Raw genomic sequence first — 17736 nt, 5'->3', positions numbered from 1 at the left:
CCCGCCCCGCCCCCCCCCCTCTGACCCCACACCTCCCCCCCCGGCGCGCCCACCCCCGGGGCCGCGAGGCCCCGCGGCGCTACAGCGTTCTAAGCCGCCAGCCTTCCACTAGACTGACGATTCGCAGCGGCCCTACGACGCTGTTCGGCTTCCGCCTGGGGCCAGCGCTTTTCCAGAAACGCAGCTACTTGGTCGAGCGCCTGACGGGCCTCGGGCACGATGCGCCAGAACAGGTGCCACCAATGCACCAACCCCTCAAAGGATTGCAGCGTGACGGTGACGCCGGCGGCGCGGGCTTTGTCGACAAAGCGCAGGGCGTCGTCGTAAAGCACTTCGGCCGAGGAAACCTGGATGAGCAGCGGCGGCAGACCGTGCAAATCGGCCTGCAGGGGCGAGAGCAACGGGTGCGAAAGGGCCGTTTTGTGGGCGTAGAGGGGCCCCCAGGTGCGCATCTGCAGGGCTTCGAGCAGGAAACCTTCTTCGCGGGCCACGCGGCGCAGGGCGGTGATGGGCAGGTTGAGGTCGGTCCAGGGCGAGAGGCCAATGCCGGCGGCGGGCAGGGGTTCGCCCGCGTCGCGCAGGGCCAGCAGCAGGGCCAAGGCCAGCCCGCCCCCGGCCGAGTCGCCGGCCACTACGATGTCGTGCGGCTGGTGGCCGTGGCGCAGCAGCCAGCGGTAGGCGAGCTGGGCATCGTCGAGCGCAGCGGGGAACGGGTGGTCGGGCGCTTTGCGGTAGTTGATGGTGAGCACGTTGAGGCCGCAGCGCTGGGCCAGGCTGCCCACCAGGCTGCGGTGAGTATTGAGTGAGCCCAGCACGTAGCCGCCGCCGTGCAGGTAGAGCATCACTCGCGTGGGGTGGGCGGCGCGGGGCCGCAGCCACTCAGCTTCGAGGCGGTTATCCAGCTTCAGGCTTTCCAGATTCACCTTCCAGGGCATGAAGTTGAAGAGGGAGCCGGCCTCCATGGCCAGGCGCATGGCGCCCACGCTGGGCTTGCGGCGCGCCAGCGGCGCGGCCGCTGCCGTGAGGAGCTGCTTGAGCAGCAGGTGCTGAAAGGAGGGCATTCGGGTGGGATTTGGGGGAGGGTGTGTGGGTTTCCAGGCAAAAGAAACGTCATGCAGGGCGCAGCGAAGCATCTTGCCCGCAGCAAGTCATTTAATCAGCTGGTTTAGTGGTGGCGGGCAAGATGCTGCGCTCTGCATGACGTGCTTTACCAACCGTTCCAACGACTATTAACTACGGCTTCTGCCCCAGCTTATTGCCTTTGTAGCCTTTGATTGCCAGCGGAATCCAGCCTAACAACGGGATGAAATAGGCCAGGGTTATGGGGTTGCGCCAGAGCATGCGCAGCCAGGCGCCGGGCCGGTCGAGTTGCATGCGAAAGTTGCGGCGGCCTTCCTTTACGTAGAGGCGCTCGAACTCGGTGAAGACGGCCGGCCAGGCGAAGGGCAGGAAGAACGGGAAGAAGCGGCGGTTTTCCTTCATGCGCTGCCATAGCTCGCCCCAGCGGTAGGGTCTCTGGCCGTAGGTTTCCACGGCGGCGTCCATCTCCGTCTGCATTTGCTGGCGGATTTGCTCGCTCAAGGCCAGGTATTCTTCGCGGGTGAGCTCATCGACAGACTTATCCGTGAGGTCGGAGGGGCGGATGCGGGTGCCCATCACGAAGGTGAGCTTGGCAGGCAGGGCCAGGTAGAAGGCCCAGGGCTGCACCAGCACCAGCAGCAGCAGCACCGTGAGCGGCAGGAAGGGGATGCCGATTTTCTTGGTGAGGCGGTTTATCCAATCCACGCTGTAGGCGTAGGGATTGAGGTATTCGGCGTTGATGGTGTAGAAGGGCACGATGTCGGTGCCGTGCTGCAGGCCCAGGCGCACCATGCTGGTGGCCAGGCGCTGCAGCTCGTACTTGCGGTTGAACCCCTTGCCGATGCCGGGCACCCCCTCGGGGTAGAGCATCAGGTTGTGGTCCTGGTAGTACATCATGGTTTCGAAATTCAGCGTCGTGGCATCCACGCAGCCGCATTTTTTCCAGAAGTCCCGCACCAGATACGGGTTCATGAGGGCCGTTTGGGAGAGCAGCGGGGCCGAGAGCGGGCGTGGCAGGTCGCTCATACGCTCGTGCTTGGGCAGGTAGCGAAACAGGTGCGACAAGGCCACGATGGCGTCCCAGGGAAAGGCCATGCCCGAGTGGTTGGAGGCGAAAATCAGGGGCCGGTCGGGGTTGTTGCGCTGCGGGAAGTCCTCGAAACCAACCAGCTCCGACCGAAACCACACGCGGTCGAGCAGCTGCAGGATGTTTTCGTCCACCGTGCGGGTGAATTCCTCCTCGAAATAGTCGTCGTAGATGTGCTGGTTGGCCTGGATGGCCGGCGGCGGAGGCGAAGACGCGGTGGTGGCGGGCATGGGTGGGCGGTGCAGCAGCAGACGGAACAGGCAAGGTAGCTTACCCCGAGATAATTGTTCGGCTTGCCACCCCCAAACGCTAGTTTAATTATTTTTTGTAGCTACAACGCAATTATTTGCAATAATCAACAAACTTTTTTTTTTAAATCCGGGAACTTTTCGGCAACTTCTTAAACCCTGTGAGAACCTAAGCAGTAAGCATTAAAAAGTTTTTCATCTTTAACATTTCATGAAAGCGAGAAATTTACCCTTTTTGGTGCTCTCATTGCCTGCATGGCAGCGCCACTCACCGGCTGCGATAAAGCAGAATGGAAAAGCAAGACCCGAAGCCGCTGAACCGCATTGCCAACGTCGACTTCTACCGGTGGCAGCGTCTGCGGTTCTTCAACAACGTGGATTGGTGCTACAACTGGCAAGGGAACTGCCTGCCCGAAATCATCATCCACGGCAGTGCGCTACGGGCACAGTTGAATGACCATTACGCCAACATGACCGGCAATCCGGATGCGGTAAGAGAGTTTTTCAACGGGACTGATTGGCCGCTGTATTTCCCCATTCTGGCCGACGAGGAAGCCGCCCCTTTCCTGGCGCGCTTGCGCTCCGGCGAGTGTGACATCAAGCGCTTGGACTACGAAACGCAATCGTTTTACTACGCGGGCGCGGGCGAGCTAACGCCTTCGTCGAATGAAATGGTCTTGCAACTAACGTACGCCCCCGAGTGATTCGCTTTTTCCTTCAACCCAAAAAGACCCTGCGTAAGCGCGGGGTCTTTTTTCCTTTACCCCGGCTGAAGGCGGTCGGCAGTGGTTTGGGGCTGGCCCTCTTGCTCATGGCGTGCCAGCCCCAAACCGTTACGCTGGTGGCCACCGACACGCTGCGCATTCGTAAACCCACGGATTTATATCCCAAAAACAGCTGTGCCGTGGGCTACAGCCACGACAGCCTGCGGGGCCAGGAGCATTTTTATTTCCTGGACCGCACCACCAACACCCTGCTGCACACCCAACGGCCGGCCGGCAAACCCCACCCCGCACCGCTTGAGCTGCAGCGCATCAACCTGCAGCACTTGTTCAACCAGAGCCCGGCGCCCATCGAGGCCATGGGCGTTTTTTCCCCGGATTCGCTCATCTTCGTGGCCGGCGACGCGCACAACCTGTGCCTCACCAACGCCCGCGGCGTCATTCGACAGCAATGGCAGCCTCGCTCCCCCATCTACGGGCGCGAAGAATATTTCATTGACACGGCGCTCCAACCCATCTACACCCACGGCAGCCTAGCTTATCTGCACTGCGGCCCCGACGACCTGGGCATGATTACGGCCGACACCGCCACTTTTCACCGGTTTTTGCGCTACAAAACCGGCTTTGTGGTGAACGTGCGCGATACCAACCGGGCCAACAACAACACCGGGCAATTCCCCGCTTTTCTGAGCGCAAAGCACAATTTCGGCGTCATGGCCCCGCAAAGCTGCGTGGCCCCCAACGGCGACTACCTGTTCACCTATGGGCCTTTTAGCGAAATCTACCGCTGCTCGCTGGCTGGCGAGCGGCAGGTCGTCGACGCGCCCAGCCGCCACCACCGGCCGGCACGGGAACTGCCGTTTGCCCTGTGGAAGGAATACCAGCCGCTCCTCCAATACCGCCTGAGCGAGCCCGAATACGGCCCCATCATCCATGACCCCTACCGCCACCGCTACCTGCGCGTGTACCGCCACGGCATGCCCACGGCCGCGAATCAAGCCGTGCGCCCGTCTTATGCCGACATGCCGTGGAGCCTGATGATTCTTGACGAAAAGCTGCGGGTGGTGGGCGAAATCGACATGGCCCCTATTTTCGACCCGCGCCTCGTGCTGCCCACCCAGCGCGGGGTGCTCATCGGCAACCAGCGGCCCGAAAACCCCAGCTACGACCCGCACTACCTCAGTTTTCAGCTTTTCACCTACCGCGCCGCGCAAGGCCCTTCTTCCTAATGCGTTTCCTTTCGCTCATTGCCTGCCTGCTGGTGGCCGGGTGCAATTCGCCCGCGCCAACCACGCCCCCGGCGGCGGCGGCGCCCGCCACCGGCCAGGCGCCCAATTCGGCGCAGTTGTTTTCCGATTATTTGCGCACCACCTTCCGCCAGTCGCTCTCCGCAAAGGGCGAGCATTGGTACGTCGTCATTCCGGCGGCGGGCTGCCAGGGCTGCGCCCATGCCGAGCTGCACCAACTGGCCACCACGCCATGGGCAGCGAATGTGACGCTGGTATCCTCCGGCCTGTTGCGCGACCTGACCGCGGCCGAGCGCGCTCAGCTGCGGCAGCGGGCCCATTTACTGGCCGACACCAGCCGGCGCGCCGACAACACGCTGGACCGGTTGAACCTGCCTTTTGCTTCGCTTACGGGCGTAGTGCGTACGCAAAATGGACGGGTGGTAGAATTCATCCCATTTGATAAGAATTCCTACCAGACTGTGTTTGAAAAACTTCCCCGAAGCCCGCGTTAGCCCCGCCGCGCCCGGCCCAATGTTATGGGTGCGGTTAACGTGTCGGCGGCAAGGCGCATACGGCCTCTACCCCCGGCTGCCGAAAATGGCGCTGCCCACGCGCACCAGTGTGCTGCCCTCGGCCACGGCCAGCCGGTAGTCGCCGCTCATGCCCATCGAAATATCCCGAAAGGCCTCATCAGCCGCAAAATAGGTGGCTTTGAGGTGCTCGAAGTAGCCGCGCAGCTGCCGAAACTCGTGTCGCAGCTGGGCTTCGTCGTCGGTAAAGGTAGCCACGCCCATCACGCCGGTCAGGCGCACGTTTTGGAGCTGGCGGTATTCATCGGCGGTGAGGATTTCCTCGGCTTCGGCCAGCGTGAGGCCGGACTTGGTTTCTTCCCGGGCGATGTGGAACTGCAGCAGGCCGTTGATGACGCGGCCGTGGGCGGCGGCGTGCTTGTTGATTTCGCGCAGCAGTTTCAGGCTGTCCACGCTTTGGATGGTGTGCACGAAGGGCGCCAGCAGCTTCACCTTGTTGGTCTGGAGCTGGCCGATGAGGTGCCATTCTACATCAGCAGGCAGCTGGGGCTGCTTGGCGGCCATTTCCTGGGGCCGATTCTCGCCGAAGCAGCGGGCACCCGCGTCGTAGGCCTCCTGAAGCTTCTCGACGGGATGGGTTTTCGTGACCACGCACAGCCGGGCGGCCGTGCCAGCCAGCTCGGCGTTAATGCGGTGGATGTTATCGGCGATGGACATGGATTAGGATTTGAATGAAGTAATGAAACGGTCATGCTGAGCGCAGCCGAAGCATGACATCCAGTGATAGTTCCTGTACGGTCCAAACGGCCTCACTGCTTCACTTCCTTGAAACCCATTTTCTTCACCTCCTCCTCCGACAAATTTTTCACCTCCGAAATCACGTTTACGTCGGATTTTTGCACCAACGGGGCAGCCGTGGCGGCGGTGGTGCGGGTTTGCTGCTGCTGTTGCTGCTCGGAGGTGGCCTGCACCACTTTGGTGTTGGTTTCGGCCTGCTTGAACTCGATGTTGACCTGATTGACGCGCTGCTGGGCCACGAGGAGGTCGCGGCGCAGACCCTCGACCTGGTGGCGGTATTCGTCGGTGGTCATCGACTGCTTCTTCAGGTTTTCCTGGATTTCGGCCACCTTGCGCTTGAGGTCGTCGGCTTCGGCTTTGGCGGTTTTCAGCTCGCTTTCTTTCTGGCGGCGCTCCTGTTCGGCGCGGTCGGCGTCCTGGCGGGCGCGGTCCGACTGCAGGCGGCCGGCCAGCTCGTTGCTGCTGATGAGGTTGTCGCAGTTTTTGGTGAGCAGCAGGTTGTTGAGGCTCACCAGGTCCACGCTCACCACGTAGTCGGTTTTGAACTGGTCGGAGCTGCTGTACACCTTGCCACCGGCGCTGAACACCGTGCCCGACACGCCGGACTCGGCCCCCACTTCCTGGTACACGCGGCTGTGCACGCTGGAAAGCTTGGCCGAGCGGATGTAGTAGATGCGCTTTTTGAGCTCCGGGGCCACGTTTTTGGCGGCCTTGCAGATGTCGAGGTAGGGCACGGCGGTTTCGGGCACCAGCACCCCGCCGACGTCGGTGATGATGAGTTCCACGATGGAGGCGTGGTTGGCCGCTACCGAGGCCACCATGTAGCTGCCGTTCATCTTGAAGGCGGTGCTGATTTTGGAGCTGTAGAGCACGTCGGCCAGCGTCTGGTTGCGCAGGGGCGGCTCGCCGGGCTTGATGTACTGGCCGATGATGCTGGCCTTGTCGCGGTCTTCGAGCAGGATGAGGCAGCCGGTGAGGTCCTCAATCTTGTTGCGGTACATGGCCAGGCCCTTGATGAAGGTGCGGTCGGTGTAGTCGCGGGGCAGGTTGGCGTTGAGGGTGGCCGCGCCGTCGGTGAGGCGCACCCGCATGATGTGGCCCTGGGCAACTACGGGCAGGCGGCCCAGTGTCAGCAGCAACACTACGCCGAGGGCCAACAAGCTTTTGTTCATGGGAGCAAGGCAGCCGGAGGGATGAAAATGAATAGCGTCGGGCTGTTTAAGCAAAAGTAGGGCGGTTACTGCTGAACGTCATGTCTTGGCAAACTCGGCATGACGTTTTTCTTTCTCAACTTAATCTTCCAATGGGTTGCTCAGAAACGTGCTTTTCAGCGCCAGCCAGGCCAGCCACAACGCAATAGCCATCCACAGATACGGGCGGTAAAAATCCTTGGTGTTGCGGAAGCGCAGCTGCTTGATTTCGGACTTTTCGAGGCGGTTGATTTGGTTAAAAACCTCGCGCAGGGCGCCGTTGTCGGTGGCCCGGAAAAACTGGCCGTCGGCCGCCGCGGCCAGCTCGCGCATGGTGGTTTCGTCGAGGCGGGTTTGCACGTAGCGGGGCTTGCCGTTTTCGTCCTGGCCGTAGGGCACGAAGCCGTCTTTGCCCAGCCCGATGGTGTAGATGCGAATGCCGAAGGCGTGCGCCAGCTGCGCGGCCAGCAGCGGGTCGAGGCTGCCGGCGTTGCTTTCGCCGTCGGAGAGCAGGATGACCACCCGCGAGCGCGCCGTGGACTCGCGCAGGCGGTTGGTGGCCACGCCCAGGGCCGTGCCGATGGCCGTGCCGTCGTTTTCAATCAGGCCCAGGCGCAGGCTGGCCAAGTCTTCGCGCAACAGGTCGTAATCGGTAGTCAGGGGGGCCAGCGAGTAGGCATCGCCGGCGAAGGCTATCAGGGCCAGACGGTCGCCCACGCGGCTTTTGAGGAAGTCGGTGGCCAGGCGCTTGGCGGCTTCGAGGCGGCTGGGGCGCAGGTCCTGGATGGCCATCGAGCCCGACACGTCGAGGGCCAGCACGATGTCGATGCCGCGGCCCGACTGTTCCACCCGCTCGTCGGTGCGCTGGGGGCGGGCCACCGCCACCACGCCAAACGCCAGCGCGAAGCCCAGCAGCACATCGGGCACGAAGCGCAGCGCGGCCGTCCAGTCGCGCCCGCCTTCGCCCGGCGCGAAGGCCACGCCCACCCGGGGCCGCCGCCGGGCCAGCAGCCGCCGCAGCAGAAACAGCAGCGGCACCGCCGCCAGCAGCAGCAGCAGCCGGGGGTGCTGCCACTGGTAGCTGGCCAGCGTGGCGTAGCGCAGAAGGTTGAAAAGGTCGTTCACGCGAGGGCGAAAGTAGCGCGGACTTTTAGTCCGCGTCCAGGAATGGCGGCTGGTTGGACTCGCGGACTAAAAGTCCGCGCTACTCCGTTACCGATGCATACCGGCGCTCGGCAAAGCCGCGCAGACGCTGGAAGGCCCGGTCTACTTCCTTGGCGTCTTCCGATTGCAGGTTGCCGTAAATCACCTTGTCGGTGGCGGTGAGGGCTTTGCGCACGTCGGTGTCGTTTTCGAAATACGCCACGATTTCGCGCGTGGTGAAGGAATTCAGGCCGCTGTTTTCGAGGCCGGCGAGGTAGTTTTTCCAAAGCACCACGGCGCGCTCCACGTTGGTAGCCGAGCGCGACAAATCGAACCGCTCGACGTGGCGCGCAAACTGGGCCAGAAAGTAGCCGTGGTTTTTGCGCAGCTTGTAGGCCTGGTAGCGCCGCGTGAGCGGCCGCCGAAACAGGGCCGCGCTGCCCGCCAGCAGGAGCAGCACGGCCAGCGCGCCCGCAATCCAGTAAGGGTAATTAAAAACGGGCTCGATGGGCACCAGGGCCAGGTTTTGGCGCAGGGCGGGCAGCCCCTCTCCCACCAGCGGCGCGGCGGTGCGGCGCAGGCGCACGCGGCTGGCCGGCGGCAGCACGCTCAGCGTGTCCTGGCCCTGCAACACGGCCACGGGCAGGGACAGGGTTTGCACCGAGTCGAGCCGGAAGGTGCGCAGGTGGTAGATGGTGCGGTCGAGGCTGCGGCCTTGGCGGGTGCGGGTGGGGTAATATGTTTTGCCCGCGTACTCAAACGGCGCAAACCGGGCCAGCGAATCCGGAAATACTACCTCCAGCTCGGGCGCGTGTTCGTAGCGCAGCTCGTAGTCAAGCGGCTCGCCCACAAGGACGGTTTGCTTCAGGAAGTGGCCCTGCGGCACGGGCAGCGGGGCCGGCTGGGCAGCGGCAGGTTGCGAAAATTGGGGCAGCAACAGCCAACCGATTGTCAGGCAGAGCGCTGCGCAACATCTTGCTCGGAAAAACAAAACTTTATCAATGTTGGAATTGCCGCTGCCTGCGAGTTGCTGCGCGGCGCTCTGCCTGACGTTCTTTTTCAAGCGCAAAAGTTTATTCCTCTTACCCACGGCGGCCAGACTGTTGGCGGTGACGAAACAAATTCACGAGCTGCGGCACGAAATCGCCCTCCGTGCTCAGCGTCAGGAAACCGGTGCGGGTGCGACGGCACAGGTTCACCAGCTCGGCCTCCTGGCGGTCGGCGCCGGACTCGATGCGCGCCCGAAAATCGGCCGACGAAGTATTGACCCAGCGCACCTGGCCGGTTTCGGCGTCGCGCAACGGGACGATGCCCAGGGCCGGAAACTGCCGCTCGCGCGGGGCGCGCAGCTGCACCACTATCAGGTCGTGGCGCTGGGCCAGCATAGTGAGCTCGCGCTCGTAATGGCCGTCGATGAAATCCGAAATCAGCACCACCAGCGTGCGGCGCTTGAGCAGGCCCAACGCCTGCCGGATGCCCGCGCCCACGCCCGTGCCCCGCGAAACCGGCTCCAACGAAAACAGCCGATTGATGAGCGCATACGCCGCCCGCGAGCCTTTGGCCGGCGGCAAATACAGCTCCTTCTGGTCGCTGAACGCGAACAACCCCAGCCCCGAGCCCTGCCGGGCGGCCGAGAGCGCCAGCAGCCCCGCAATGTCGCGGGCCACGTCGAGCTTGCGGCGCTGGCCGTCGCCCACGTCGAGGGAGGCGCTCACGTCGAGCAGCACCAGCACCTGCTGCTCCTTTTCCTCCTTGTAGGTTTTCACGAAGGTGCCGTGGCCCTTGCTCGATACGGCCCAGTCGATGGCGCGCACCTCGTCGCCGTACTGGTAGAGGCGCACGTCGTCGAACTCTAGCCCCGTGCCTTTGAACACGGAGTGGAAATCGCCCTGCAGCTGGGCCTCCACCGCCTTGCGGATGCGGATTTCGAGGTGGCGCAGGCGGCGCACCAGGTCGGTGAGGGCCGAAGGCACGGACGGGTTCATGCGTAAAGGCTAGTGGTTTGGATGGTCATAAACCGGTTGAAGCGTCATATTGAGCGTAGCCGAGACAGCTCGCGTGCCGTGTCTGTCCTCACCCAAACCGCTGCCGAAGGCGAAGCTACGGCGCGGGCGTAACTTTGCCGGCGTGAAAACCTTCCGTCGTTGCTGCCTGGGCCTGGTGCTGGCCCCTCTCCTGCTGGCCCTGCCCGCCTGCGACCGCCCCGAGGACGCGCCCCCGCCCGCCGACCTGATGCCGCGCGAAAAGATGATTCGCCTGCTGGCCGACCTGCACGTGCTCGAAGCCCGGGTGGAAAGCAGCCGCCTGAACCCCGATTCGGCCCGGGCCCTCTTCGTGGCCCAGAAAAAAGCCCTGCTCTGGAACCGCGACGTTTCGGACTCCACGTTTCAGCGCAGCTACCGCTACTACGGCATTCACGGCAAGGATTTGAGCGAAATCTACAACGCCGTGGTCGACACCCTGACCATGCGCCAGGGCCGGCTGGCCCCGCTCCCCGCACCTCCGGCCCCCGTGGCCACGCCCGCCCCGGCCACGCCCCCACCGCCCGCCAACGCCGCCGCGCTGGCTAAATAAGCCGGCTGCCGTTGGGCACCGGCCCGGCCACGGCGGCCAGCACAATGTGCCCGTCGGCATCGGCAAAGCCGGTGACCAGCACCTCGGAGCGAAACTTCCCGATTTGCTTGGGCGGGAAGTTCACCACGGCCTGCACCTGCCGGCCCACCAGCGTTTCGGGCGTGTAGTGGTGCGTGATTTGAGCGCTCGATTTTTTCAGGCCGATTTCGGGGCCGAAATCAATCAGCAGCTGGAACGCCGGGCGGCGTGCTTCCGGAAAAGGCCGCGCTTCCAGAACGGTGCCTACGCGCAAATCGACGCGCTCAAATTCGGCCCAGGTGAGCGGAGCGGGGGAGGGAGGATTCATGAGTTGGAGCTTTGAAATAAGTCGCGTTCAACATCAGAACGTCATGCTGAGCGCAGCCGAAGCATCTCTCCCGCGCAACGCAATTATTTAACTATTGCCCGCGAGATGCATCGGCTGCGCTCAGCATGACGTTCTACAGATTAATTGCCCGTCCCTACTGCACGGCAAACGCCTTGAGCTGCTCCAGCTTTACCTGGGTTTGCTTGTCCCAATAGGCTTGCTTGGCGGCGTTCAGGCCGTGGTTGGTTTCGGCATCGTAGCGGTTTTGCTCCCGGTCCCACTGGTCGTACACGCCCTTGGTGAGGTTGTTGAAGGCCGGCTGGAGCTTGTTGCAATCGGCCCGGGCCTGGAACACCAGCAGCTTCTGGCGCATGAGGCGGGCGTATACTTCGGTGATGTCGAAGTGAATCTGCTCGTGGCGCAGCAGCGCGGCCGAAACGGTGGCCGGATTTCGAATCCAGGAAGTATTGGGGTTGAAGGTGGCGCGCACCGTGCCCGTAAACACGAAGTCCCGGCAGGCGGCATCGGCCTTGAGGTCGGAGGTGGTGAGGGCGGCCAGCTGGTCGGAAGGCCCGGGCCGGCCCAGGAAGTCGGCCACCGTGAGGGGCCGCGTGGCCGACCACGCAATGGGCACGGCCGGCGCGGGCCGGGCGCCCGGCCCCGGCAGCATACCGGCGAAAAACAGCAGCGAATTCAAAAAAGAAAGCATGCGCAAAAAAGTCAGAAGTTTTACTTATCAGGCAAGCTAAACACGACCGGAATCACAAAAATTGCGTTGGCAGCGACTTGCCACCTGAATCATTGATTGGCTGCCGGTTGGGGCCACCGGCAACGCCGGGACCAGAGGCCGGAGCAGCCAACTTTGGCGTAGCAGGGGCCGGCTTAGAGCTTTCCGGTAATCGGGGCAGCTACCGGCGAGGGAATACGGATGCGGACGTAGGCCCCGCCGGCGGAGGCCGTGCCTATTTCGAGCTGCCCCCCGAGCAGGGCCACCCGGTCGCGGATGCTGCGCAGGCCCAGGCCGGGCGCCTCGGCCGCCGGGGCGGCAAAGCCCGCGCCGTTGTCTTCGGCGCGCAACAGCGCCCAGCCGGGCATGGTTTCGAGCTCCAGGCTGGCCTGGGTGGCGCCGCGCGCGTGCCGGACAATGTTCTGGGCGAGCTCCTGGGCGATGCGGTAGAGGGCCATTTGCAGGGCCGGCCCCAACGGGGCGGCGCGGTCGTCGAGCTGAAGCAGGCAGCGGAAACGCAGCGGTGGGCTGCTCATGGTGCGGCAAATGTCCTGCAGGGCCGTCGGCAGGCCAAACTCGGTGAGCACCAGCGGCACCAGCTCGTGCGAGAGGGCGCGGGTCTGGCGAATGGCTTCGCCCAGGAGGTGGTCGGCCTCGCGGCGGGCGGCCACCAGGGTGTCATCGGTGCCCAGCAGCGGGGCGTGGAGGCGGTCGAGGTGCAGCTTGGTGGCGTACAGAATCTGGCCGATGCCGTTGTGCAGGCTCTCGGCCATGCGCTTGCGCTCGGCCTCCTGGGCCGCCTGCACGGCCTCGAACAACACCCGCTGCTGGCGCAGGCGCAGGCGCAGGTTGTCGTATTCCAGGCGCTGCAATTCGCTGATGTCCAGGTCTACGCCCAGCACACGCACGGCCTGGCCCTGGGCGTTGCGAGCCACCACGGCCTTCATGCGCACGGTTTTCACCCGGCCGTCCACGCGCAGGCGCAGGGTTTTTTCGAAGTCGCCGGTGCCGGTGCTCAGGCGTTGCACCAGCCGCGCGGCCACGGGCTGGTCGTCGGGCAGCACCATGCGCAGGTAGTCGGCCGGGGCCACGGCGCTGCCCGGCGGCAGGCGGTAGAGCTGGTACATGCCATCGGACCAGCGCAGGGTGCTGGTGGCCAGCTCGTAGTCCCAGCTGCCCAGGCCGGCCACGGCTTCGGCCTGCTCCAGCAGGCGCAGGTTTTTCATGCGTTCCTGCTCGGCGGTTTTGCGCTCGGTGATGTCGAGGTTGGTGGCCACAACGCCGTCGCCGAGCTTCACAAACTGGCAGGCAAACCACTTGTCGAAGCCTTTGTGCTGGTAGAAGTACTCCATGCCCTGGGGCTGGCCGGTTTCCACGGCTTTCACGGCCAAATCGAAGATGCCCGCTTCGCGAACGCCCGGGAATTCCTCGGCGTAAAACTTGCCGACGAGGTCGGGGCGGCCGGTTTCGCGGGCCAGCTCCCGGCTCACCAGCCGCAACCGGAAATCCCGGATGGCCCCGTTTTCGTCGCGCACGGCCTCTTGCACCGACATGGCAATCAGGTTGGTATCGAACATCGACTGCAGCAGGTCGCGGCTGGCTTGCAGGTCGCGGGTGCGGCGGGCCACGCGCCGCTCCAGCAGGGCGTTGAACCCGGCCAAGCGCGCCTGGGCCAGCATGGTTTCGGTCACGTCCCAGTGCACGCCCCGCAGGCGCACGCCGCCTGTGGCGGGGTCGTGGGTACCTTGCCCGCGCTCCTCAATCCAGCGCACCTCGCCATCGCGGGGGCGCACAATGCGGAAAATGCTGTGGAAGTCCTGGCCCGTGCGGGCCGCTTCGTCGAAAATGGCCCGGTGGCGGGCGCGGTCGTCGGGGTGCACCAGCAGGGCGGCACCTTCGTCGCTGGTGGCAATGGTGGTGCCGGGCATCAGGCCCAGCACTTCGGCCGACATGGCCGAGAGGCTGACGCGGTGGCCGTCCGACGTCCACTCGAAGCTGCCCATGCGGCCCGCCTGCAGGGCCAGCGACAGCCGCTGCTCGCTCAGGCGCAGGGCTTCTTCGGCCTGCTTGCGGGCCGTGATGTCGTAGCTCACGGCCAGCACGCCCATCACGACGCCCGCGGCGTCGTACAGCGGCCTACCCCGCGTGGCAAACGTGCGGCCGCCCAGCTGGTGCTCGTGCTCGAAGGGCCGGCCGGCCAGGGCCTGCTGGTAGTGCTGCTGGTAGTCGGGCCAGAACTCGGGCGGGCACCGCTCCTGCACCGAGCGGCCCACAAAATCGGCCGGTGCATAGCCGGCTTGCCGCAGGGCTTCGCCTTCGGCCAGCTGGTAGCGCAGGCTGGGCCCCACAATGAAAACGGCCGCGCCCGGCAGGTTTTCCATCACGGCCCGCAGGCGCTGCTCGCTTTGGTGGCGGGCTTCTTCGGCCCGGCCGCGGGCCACGGCGGCCCAGGTGCGCTCGGCGGTTTCTTCGGCCAGGGCCATTTCTTGGGCCGTCCAGTGGTGCGCCCGGTTGCGGTACACGCCCAGGGTGGCCACCCGCTTTCCCTCCTTCACCAGCGGGATGGCGAGGTAGCTGCGGGCACCGGCGGCCTCGTGCGCCGCCGCGCTGGCCGCCCGCAGGTAGGGGCCAAAGTCGTCGAGACGCACGCGGCCGGGGCCCGGGGCACCGTCCCTGGCGTAGCCGCCCAACGCCCCAAAATGCTCGCCGTCGGCCTCGGCTTCCCAATATTGCACGCGGTCGGCCCCGAAATGCTCGCCCAGCACCCGCACCGCCGCCACCTGAATTTCGGCCGGGTCCTGCAGCGGGCGCAGCGCGTCGCTGAGCTGCAGCAGGTAGGCCTGCCGCTCCTCGGCACGCTTACGCCCGGCAATGTCGCGGAAAAACACCGCCAGGCCGCCGCCCGAGCTGGGGTAGATGCTGACCTCAATCCAGACGCCCAGAATCGGCGAGATGGTTTCGAAGTGCGCCGGCTGGCCCGATTCCAGCACTTCATGGTAGCGGCGGGTCGTGTCGCTGTTCACCGTTTGGGGAAATTCCTGCCAGCAGTTGTGGCCGATGAAGGTGCCCGCCGCCCGGCCCCACAGCTGGGCCGCCCGCTGGTTCACATAGGTGAAGCAGAAATTGGCATCGAGGGAGTAAAAGGCGTCGTGGGTACTTTCCAGCACTTCCACCAGCCGGCCGTGGGCTTCCTGCAGGGCGGCTTCGGCCCGGGCGGGCAGCACGGCGGCCCAGGTGCGCTCAGCGGTGGCTTCCACCAGGGCTACTTCGTGCGGCGTCCAGGCGCGGGGTGCGTTTTGGTTGGCCACCAGCGTGGCCACCAGCTGCCCGTGCCTCACGAAGGGCACTACCAGGGCGGCCCGGATGTCGCGGGCGCGGTAGTCGGCGCGCTGCTCGTCGGGCAGGTTGGGGTCGGTGTCTACGTCGTGGGCCACCCAGGTCTGGCCATTCAGAAGCCAGGGCATGTGCCAGCCTGCCAGCGGGTAGCGGCCGGCGTGGCTCGGGGCGCCGGGGCGGTGCCAGTCGCGGGCCACCACAAACTCCCGGGCGGCGGCGTCGACTTCCACGTAGTAGGCCCGGTCCACGGCCAGCTGCTGGCCCAGCAGGCGGGCGGCCGTGGCCTGAATTTCGGCCGGGTCCTGCAAGGGGCGCAGCGCGTCGCGGAGCCGTCGAAAGTAAGCCTGCTGCTGCTCGGCGGCGTGCAACGCGGCCTCGCCCTGCTTCTGGGCGGTGATGTCGTGCCCGTGAAGCACCCAGCCGCCGGGCTGCCGGGTGGCTGCAAAGGCCAGCCACAGCGGCGGGCCGGGCAAAAACACTTCGCGGGGCGCCGCAGCCCCCGGTTCTGGCAGCGGCAGCAGGGCCGCGCGCAGGGCCGGCGGCAGGCGGGCTTCGGCCAGGGGCTGGTCCAGCAATTCCCCGACCGGAACCCCGCACCAGCGGCCCATTACCGGATTGGCCTGCCGGATGATGTGCTCCTCATCCAGCACCAGCACGCCCCAGGGCAACGCATCGAAGAAGTTCTCAGGGGCGAGGAAAGCCCCTGGCCGGGATGGGTCGGGCGGCGCGGGCGGGGAGGCTTTCATGTGGGGGAAGTGGGTATATCTGACAAAAATAGCCCGGATAAACCATGTCTACGCGGTTTTTTTGTCGCCCGCCAACGGCCGCGCCAATTAGCCGAACCGTAATGCATCTATCTCATTCTGTGTGCTAAGACACTATCCGAACGAGCGCCTCGGATTCGGCCAAAGCAGAACTCGATGGCTGTGCTCCACACAATTCTGCCCCCTTTTCTACCCGGTTAGCCCGACACCGCTGCGTCCTGCCGGAATAGCCTTTGAGCCAGGCAGGCGGCGTTTTCCAGCGGGGCGGGGCCGGCAGCGGAAGTTGGCTGAAAAAGGAGCAGCACCTGTTGGCGTTTTCCGGCGCGGTTCGGCGCGGCTGCGGCTGTGCCGGGCAAGTCGTTCAACGATGGGAGGCGAAGTTTCGCTTTTCTTCCCCGCGTCGGCGCTACAGTCTCAGGCAGCTGCAACCGAGGGCGCCCAGCTTTTCAGCGGGCCCGCTCCACCTCAGCTACCGGCACGGGCGGCACCGACGCCCCTGCCATGGTTTCGCGCCGGAAGCGCAGCAGCAGCACCACCGCCACAATGCTTAGGCCCGCAAGCAACCCAACCCAGACGCCGGGCGCGCCCAGATGCAGCCGGAACCCCAGCAGGTAGCCCAGCGGCAGGGCCACCACCCAGTAGGCCAGCAGCGCCACCACCGAGGGCACTTTCACGTCCTCCAGCCCGCGCAGGGCGCCCAGCCCCACCACCTGCAAGCCATCGGACACCTGAAACAGAGCCGCGATGAGCAGCAGCGTGGCCGCCTGCGCCACCACGGCGGGGTCGTGGCTGTAGAGCAGCGGCGCTGCGTGCCGCGTGACCACAAACAGCAGGCCCATAGTCCCCATAAACGCAAACCCCAGCCCGTAGGCCGCAAAGCCCGCCTGCCGCGCCTCGACCAGGTGGCCGCTGCCGAACAGATTGCCCACCCGAATGGTGGCCGCCGCCGCAATGCCGCTGGCCGCCATGTAGGTGAAAGAAGCCAGGTTGATGGCCACCTGGTGCGCGGCCAGCGTGGTGGCCCCCAGCCAGCCAATCATGATGGCAGAGGCGGCAAACGCGCCTACCTCGAAAGCCATTTGCACGCCGATGGGGGCGCCCAAAGCTAGGAGGCGGCGCAGGGTGGCCGCATCGGGCAGCCAGCGCCCCACGGCGGCGCGGTAGGCGTGCAGGCGCGGGGCCAGCAGCACGTAGCCGCCCATAAGCCCCGCCATGAGGATGCGCGCAACGAGCGTGGCCCAGGCCGAGCCCATCAGGCCCATGCGCGGGGCGCCCCAGTGCCCGAACACGAGGGCGTAGCACAGGGCGGCGTTCACCACGTTGGCCCCCACCGACAGCCACATGGCCTGGCGCGTGAGCCCCAGCCCTTCGGCAAACTCGCGGAAGCCCTGAAACACCATCAGTGGTAGCAATGACCAGCTGATGACCCGCACCCAGGGCGCGGCCATTGCCACCACCTCGGGCGGCTGGCCCAGGAAGTGCATCAGAAACGGCAACAGCTGCCCCACCCCCACCAGCACCAGCCCGGCCAGCGCGCACAGCCACACCGACGAGGCCAGCAGGCGGCCCAGGTCGGTCATATCGCGCCGGCCGTGGGCGGCGGCCACCAGCGGCACGCTGCCCATGCTCAGCCCGATGCCCAGTATCATCAGCACCGTGGTGCTGCTCACGCCCAGGCTCACGGCCGCCAGCGGCACCGTGCCCGTGCGCCCCACCAGCACCGAATCAACAAAGCTGACCGAAATGTGCCCCAGCTGCGACAGCACTACCGGGTAGGCCAGCAGCAGCGTAGGCCGCACATGCGGGCGGATATTTTCTAACGTCTTTCCCATAAAAATCACCCCGCAAAGGTACGGCCGGTGGTTCCGCACCGGTTCCGAGTGGTGCGGAGCCGGTGCCAAGTGGTTGCAGACCGGTCGTGAGTGGTGCGGAACCGGTCCCGGGTGGTGCAGGACCACCCGG

15 protein-coding genes are annotated in these 17736 nt (G+C 65.2%); 4 read left to right on the top strand and 11 right to left on the bottom strand.

What is annotated here, in order from left to right; genetic code table 11:
• Positions 1–89: 89 nt before the first annotated feature.
• Positions 90–1061 (bottom strand): alpha/beta hydrolase, encoded by a 972-nt coding sequence (locus Q4S41_RS19985; protein ID WP_305032902.1) that lies wholly within the window; start codon positions 1059–1061, stop codon positions 90–92.
• 172 nt (positions 1062–1233) lie between these two features.
• A complete protein-coding gene (locus tag Q4S41_RS19980) occupies positions 1234–2397 on the bottom strand; it encodes a hypothetical protein (RefSeq protein WP_305032901.1) in 1164 nt (387 codons plus the stop codon).
• A gap of 308 nt (positions 2398–2705) precedes the next feature.
• On the opposite strand from Q4S41_RS19980, the gene Q4S41_RS19975 reads away from it, so the two are divergent.
• The 3 genes from Q4S41_RS19975 (at position 2706) to Q4S41_RS19965 (ending at position 4878) form a co-directional block, all read left to right on the top strand.
• Positions 2706–3119 carry a hypothetical protein gene (locus Q4S41_RS19975; protein WP_305032900.1) on the top strand — a complete coding sequence of 138 codons (414 nt, stop codon included), beginning with the start codon at positions 2706–2708 and terminating at the stop codon, positions 3117–3119.
• A gap of 107 nt (positions 3120–3226) precedes the next feature.
• A complete protein-coding gene (locus tag Q4S41_RS19970) occupies positions 3227–4366 on the top strand; it encodes a DUF4221 family protein (protein ID WP_305032899.1) in 1140 nt (379 codons plus the stop codon).
• Positions 4366–4878, top strand: coding sequence for a hypothetical protein (locus tag Q4S41_RS19965; RefSeq protein WP_305032898.1), 513 nt, complete (start codon positions 4366–4368; stop codon positions 4876–4878). Before Q4S41_RS19970 ends, Q4S41_RS19965 begins: the two co-directional genes overlap by 1 nt.
• Positions 4879–4944: 66 nt before the next feature.
• On the opposite strand, the gene Q4S41_RS19960 is transcribed toward Q4S41_RS19965, so the two are convergent.
• The 5 genes from Q4S41_RS19960 to Q4S41_RS19940 all read right to left on the bottom strand — a co-directional run bounded on the left by Q4S41_RS19960 (position 4945) and on the right by Q4S41_RS19940 (position 10012).
• Positions 4945–5613: a YggS family pyridoxal phosphate-dependent enzyme gene (locus tag Q4S41_RS19960; protein ID WP_305032897.1), complete on the bottom strand. Its 669-nt coding sequence runs from the start codon at positions 5611–5613 to the stop codon at positions 4945–4947.
• Positions 5614–5705: 92 nt separating this feature from the next.
• On the bottom strand, positions 5706–6866 hold the full coding sequence (locus tag Q4S41_RS19955) for a hypothetical protein (protein WP_305032896.1): 1161 nt from the start codon (positions 6864–6866) through the stop codon (positions 5706–5708).
• A gap of 120 nt (positions 6867–6986) precedes the next feature.
• The gene (locus tag Q4S41_RS19950; RefSeq protein WP_305032895.1) at positions 6987–8009 is read right to left on the bottom strand and encodes a VWA domain-containing protein; all 1023 of its coding nucleotides are present in this window, start codon (positions 8007–8009) and stop codon (positions 6987–6989) included.
• Positions 8010–8088: 79 nt separating this feature from the next.
• The gene (locus Q4S41_RS19945) at positions 8089–8964 is read right to left on the bottom strand and encodes a hypothetical protein (RefSeq protein ID WP_305032894.1); all 876 of its coding nucleotides are present in this window, start codon (positions 8962–8964) and stop codon (positions 8089–8091) included.
• Between the two features lie 145 nt (positions 8965–9109).
• On the bottom strand, positions 9110–10012 hold the full coding sequence (locus Q4S41_RS19940; protein WP_305032893.1) for a DUF58 domain-containing protein: 903 nt from the start codon (positions 10010–10012) through the stop codon (positions 9110–9112).
• 142 nt (positions 10013–10154) lie between these two features.
• On the opposite strand from Q4S41_RS19940, the gene Q4S41_RS19935 reads away from it, so the two are divergent.
• Positions 10155–10601 carry a DUF4296 domain-containing protein gene (locus Q4S41_RS19935; RefSeq protein WP_305032892.1) on the top strand — a complete coding sequence of 149 codons (447 nt, stop codon included), beginning with the start codon at positions 10155–10157 and terminating at the stop codon, positions 10599–10601.
• On the opposite strand, the gene Q4S41_RS19930 is transcribed toward Q4S41_RS19935, so the two are convergent.
• The 4 genes from Q4S41_RS19930 to Q4S41_RS19915 form a co-directional block, all read right to left on the bottom strand.
• Positions 10594–10947, bottom strand: a complete 354-nt coding sequence (locus Q4S41_RS19930) for a tRNA-binding protein (RefSeq protein ID WP_305032891.1) — start codon at positions 10945–10947, stop codon at positions 10594–10596. The two genes, Q4S41_RS19935 and Q4S41_RS19930, sit on opposite strands and share 8 nt — an antisense overlap.
• A gap of 154 nt (positions 10948–11101) precedes the next feature.
• A complete protein-coding gene (locus Q4S41_RS19925) occupies positions 11102–11656 on the bottom strand; it encodes a DUF922 domain-containing protein (protein ID WP_305032890.1) in 555 nt (184 codons plus the stop codon).
• 173 nt (positions 11657–11829) lie between these two features.
• A complete protein-coding gene (locus tag Q4S41_RS19920) occupies positions 11830–15756 on the bottom strand; it encodes a PAS domain-containing protein (protein WP_305032889.1) in 3927 nt (1308 codons plus the stop codon).
• A 464-nt stretch (positions 15757–16220) separates the two neighbouring features.
• Positions 16221–17606: an MATE family efflux transporter gene (locus Q4S41_RS19915; protein ID WP_305032888.1), complete on the bottom strand. Its 1386-nt coding sequence runs from the start codon at positions 17604–17606 to the stop codon at positions 16221–16223.
• Positions 17607–17736 lie beyond the last annotated feature (130 nt).

It is taken from the genome of Hymenobacter convexus (assembly GCF_030580955.1).
GTDB lineage: Bacteria > Bacteroidota > Bacteroidia > Cytophagales > Hymenobacteraceae > Hymenobacter.
Note: the sequence above shows the minus strand (reverse complement) of the source record. Positions and strands in the feature narration are given on the sequence as shown.